Annotated in this window: 6 protein-coding genes; 4 read left to right on the forward strand and 2 right to left on the reverse strand. The window is 68.4% G+C overall.

Annotated elements, in window-relative coordinates; all coding sequences use genetic code 11:
* Window positions 1-166 precede the first annotated feature (166 nt).
* Window positions 167-565 carry a PNPOx family protein gene (locus PHK61_RS31585; RefSeq protein ID WP_274285004.1) on the reverse strand — a complete coding sequence of 133 codons (399 nt, stop codon included), beginning with the start codon at window positions 563-565 and terminating at the stop codon, window positions 167-169.
* Between the two features lie 432 nt (window positions 566-997).
* On the opposite strand from PHK61_RS31585, the gene PHK61_RS31590 reads away from it, so the two are divergent.
* From PHK61_RS31590 to PHK61_RS31605, 4 genes are all read left to right on the forward strand, one after another.
* A complete protein-coding gene (locus PHK61_RS31590) occupies window positions 998-1,222 on the forward strand; it encodes a hypothetical protein (protein ID WP_274285005.1) in 225 nt (74 codons plus the stop codon).
* 110 nt (window positions 1,223-1,332) lie between these two features.
* A complete protein-coding gene (locus PHK61_RS31595; RefSeq protein ID WP_274285006.1) occupies window positions 1,333-1,617 on the forward strand; it encodes a hypothetical protein in 285 nt (94 codons plus the stop codon).
* A 179-nt stretch (window positions 1,618-1,796) separates the two neighbouring features.
* The gene (locus tag PHK61_RS31600) at window positions 1,797-2,537 is read left to right on the forward strand and encodes a hypothetical protein (RefSeq protein ID WP_274285007.1); all 741 of its coding nucleotides are present in this window, start codon (window positions 1,797-1,799) and stop codon (window positions 2,535-2,537) included.
* A gap of 139 nt (window positions 2,538-2,676) precedes the next feature.
* A complete protein-coding gene (locus PHK61_RS31605; RefSeq protein WP_274285008.1) occupies window positions 2,677-2,898 on the forward strand; it encodes a hypothetical protein in 222 nt (73 codons plus the stop codon).
* A gap of 173 nt (window positions 2,899-3,071) precedes the next feature.
* Here PHK61_RS31605 and PHK61_RS31610 read toward each other — a convergent pair.
* The coding region (locus PHK61_RS31610; RefSeq protein WP_274285009.1) for a hypothetical protein at window positions 3,072-3,432 on the reverse strand (361 nt) is incomplete at its 5' end.

Raw genomic sequence — 3,432 nt, forward strand, 5'->3', positions numbered from 1 at the left:
TCCGACCGCGACCAGATCGACGCCTGCATCGACGAGCTCCTCAAGGCTGAGATCGATTGAGGTGCGGGTCCCCGCACGCCATCCGAGCGTCAGCGGGCGGCGCGCCGCAATCCGTCAGCAATCACCGCTGGGGGCAGGAATTTCCACAGCGACGCCGGTGCCGCCGCTATGCTGGCGCGGCCAGCTGTTGGAGCCGACGTCCGACGAGCAGCTGGATCTCCAGAGCCAGTGGTTCGTCGGGGTCGACTTGGACTGGTCGGGGGTTGTCGAGAACTGTCCTGCTGGGTTCTGGCGGCCTCGCGTGTCGGAGGTTCACCGGTCCGTGGGCCATCACGGTCCAGGCGGCGTCGTCGGCCTGCACGTGGAACGAGAAGACGTGGCCGTGGGCGATCTTGAACCGGGGAGGGGCGGGGAACAGCAAGCGCGCTCCGTCGAGGTGGAAGCCGGTGGGTTGGACCGCGGGCAGAGCCCATTCGGTGTAGACGAAGCGTCCGGTGGTGCAGGACCGGAGAAGGTCCTCGCAGTCATGGGGAGATAGCTCGGTCCAGGTGGTCGGGGAGAGCATCGCTCACCGTCCTCCGTTGAGGGACAGGTCGTCGGCCTCGCACGCGGCCTGTTCGACGTGAAGGACGCGATGTCGAGGCTCGGATGGCGAAGCGTCGGCTCGAAAGGGCCCAACGGCCCTGCACCGGCCGACGCTCGGCCCGTGCCGCACAGACCGCCTCGCTGTCGTGCCGCCCGAGGCGCTACTCGGGCGACGGGACCTGAGCTGAGCCGCGATCGCCGCTCGGATGTGCGAGCGGACAGTGGTTGATCTCGGGCGTGTGGGAGAGCTGCCGGTGGGCCGTGGCCGCATGCTCCGCTTTGCGGTCGGACCCAGGACGGTGGGCGGGGCGACGAGCTCCCGGTGACAGTCGGTACCCGACCCAGGGCCCACGACCGGTCCGCACAGCGTCGACACGGTGGTTGCCCGGCCAGTAAGTCTACCGTGGCTCCGGTGACCTCCTCCGTCGGGCCCGACGGTGCCGACCCCGACCGATGCGAACACCGCGTACGGGCGCCCGTGCAAGTGATCACCGAGTGGCTCAAGGAGCGGGTGTACGCCCAGCTGAGCGTCGTCGCGGTGAGGATCGGGCTCGCGCTCGCTGAGTCCGACAGCGCGGTGGCGGCGGCATCGGCGGTCGCGGCGACCGCGATCGGCCATCAGTCGAGCCGCCGCTGAAGGCCAACAGCGAACGACCGGAGCAGAGCCGTTGGTGGGCCGAGGCCGAGAAGTGCTTCGACGGGGAGGTCGACATCTTCCTGGCCGGTGGCTCCGATGCCGCGGGATTCGTGCAGCTCATGAAGGGCACCGCACCGGACCGCGAGCGGCTGCAGCACCTGGACTCAAGGCTCGCCGAGCATGCCGCCGCGTTCCGGCCCGACCTCATCGGCGGAATCCGGATCTGGACAGGCGCGGACACGTACGTCGAGGCGGCGTACTTCACCAGCGAGGCCGACGCGCGGGCCAACGAGACCAGCGAGCCCCCCGCCGAGCTCGCAGCGGAGATAAATGAATTCTCCGAGATGATGGCGAACATCGAATTCATCGACCTGCGGGAGCCCTGGTTACATTAGGCTCATCGGTCACCATACAGTGAAGCGCCGATTCCGGCAGTGCTTCGCGAGCTCACCGAAGAGCCACGAAGGCTGGGCGCGCGGATATTGAGGACAGCGGAGCGCGGAGTTGAGAAGGCAGTCCACCGCGACAGGTCAGTGGCGGTAACGAAGGGTGAGGACAACCCGACAAGACGGACATGACGCTCCCCCGCGAGCCGCGACATGGGCTCGACTCGCTCGACGCGCCGACGGTTCAGCTCGTCCCGTCCCGTCAGGCGGCGCCGGTCGCGGCTCCCGCGCGGCCGACGATGGCGCCCCAGGGGCCGGCTCCAGCCCTGCCCGGAGGCTCGTCGAGCAACGGCTGGGCGGTGGCCGCGCTCGTCCTCGGGATCGTCTGCCTCGCGCTCTCCCCGGTCCCGGTGCTGAACCAGGCGGGCATCCTCGTTGGGTTCGTGGGCGTCGGGATCGGGGTCGCCGCTGTGCTCATCGGCCGGCGGCGCGGCTCGCGGGTCGTGGTGAGCGCTGTGGGCCTTGGGCTCTCCGTCCTCGGGCTCGTCCTCTCGTTCGTCTTCACCGCCGCGTACGTGGCCGCGATCGACGAGGCGTTCGCCGGCCTGTCCGGGGGCACGGGGGACGTCTCCGAGCCGTTCGTGGCCGGCCCGCGGACGTACACGCTGGAGGTCACGAGCACGGACCAGGACTCCGCGGGGCGCGTCGGGTTCACGAACTCGACCGGCGGCTACGACTCCGCGGAGGACCGGACGCTCCCGTGGCGACAGACGGTCACGATCCAAGACGGGGGAGCGATGGTCACCGGGTCCGGCCCGATCGGGGGCGGCGGCGGCGACCTCACCTGCACCATCCGCGAGGGCGACCGCGTCGTGGACACGCAGACCGTCCGCGGGCAGTACACCAACGTCTCGTGCGACACCTACTGAGCGAGCCGCACACGTCGCCCCCTCGGTCGCAGGTGTTGATCGGTTCGGTGCGCTAGTGGCACGCCCACCGGAGCAGGGTGCGCGGTCAACTTTCCGAAAACGCATGAACGCTGTGGCCGGGGCCTGCACCATCATGCGGATGGGAGATGAGAACAGCGGCGCTTCCGGCGCGGAGCGGCTCGCGGGGGCGACCGAAGAGGTGAGCGAGCCGGTGCCGGACGAGGGGTCGGACGGGCTGCCGTCGAGAGTGACCGAGTTCGCTTGGGGAGATCCGGAGCAGTTCTACGAGAGCTTCTTCGCACACCTCGAGGCGGAGGCGAAGGGGATCCGAGGCGATCGGCAGCGAGAGCCCGGAGTATGAGAGCCCCGGCCCCCGAGAGCGGCGACGCCGGGGCTCACCTGCGTCGTAGGCTACGCGCCGACGCCGGGCCTCTGTGGGCCGCTGGCTTCCGGAGCCTCTCGTAAGCCGACGGCGAGCGCGGGCGCACACATTGTCGGAGAACCGATAACACCCAGGACTGTCAGACAGCGCGATCAGTAAGCTCTGGGTTGACCACTAATGACTTTCTCAACGGTTTCGATTCTCCGTCTCCCGCGGGCGAGGTCCAACTCGCTCTTGTCGAAGTCGTACCTGTCCATGGCTGTGAAGATGTCGACTACTTCAGCCAGTGCTCTTTTGAACTCGTCGTGCGCCTCGACCAAGTTCTTTTCGATCGCCCGGTATAGGATGGCCCTCGCCCGGTCTGAGGACTCGAACAGGCAGGCCTGCAGAATAGCTGAGATAGCCAGGTGTCGGTTCGCTTTGTCTCGCGCTGGCGGGAGTCCATCGCGGAGGAGCTTAAGCGGCTCTTCCGGATTTAGAGTGCAAGAGATCCACAGTGCAGCAGCGACCGGA

Source organism: Actinomycetospora lutea (assembly GCF_028737205.1).
GTDB classification, from domain to species: Bacteria; Actinomycetota; Actinomycetes; order Mycobacteriales; family Pseudonocardiaceae; genus Actinomycetospora; species Actinomycetospora lutea.

Excerpts from the sequence above, each read along its gene's own strand:
- PHK61_RS31605 (WP_274285008.1), top strand. The coding sequence starts at position 2,677 with ATGGGAGATGAGAACAGCGGCGCTTCCGGCGCGGAGCGGCTCGCGGGG.
- PHK61_RS31585 (WP_274285004.1), bottom strand. The coding sequence starts at position 565 with ATGCTCTCCCCGACCACCTGGACCGAGCTATCTCCCCATGACTGCGAG.
- PHK61_RS31600 (WP_274285007.1), top strand. The coding sequence starts at position 1,797 with ATGACGCTCCCCCGCGAGCCGCGACATGGGCTCGACTCGCTCGACGCG.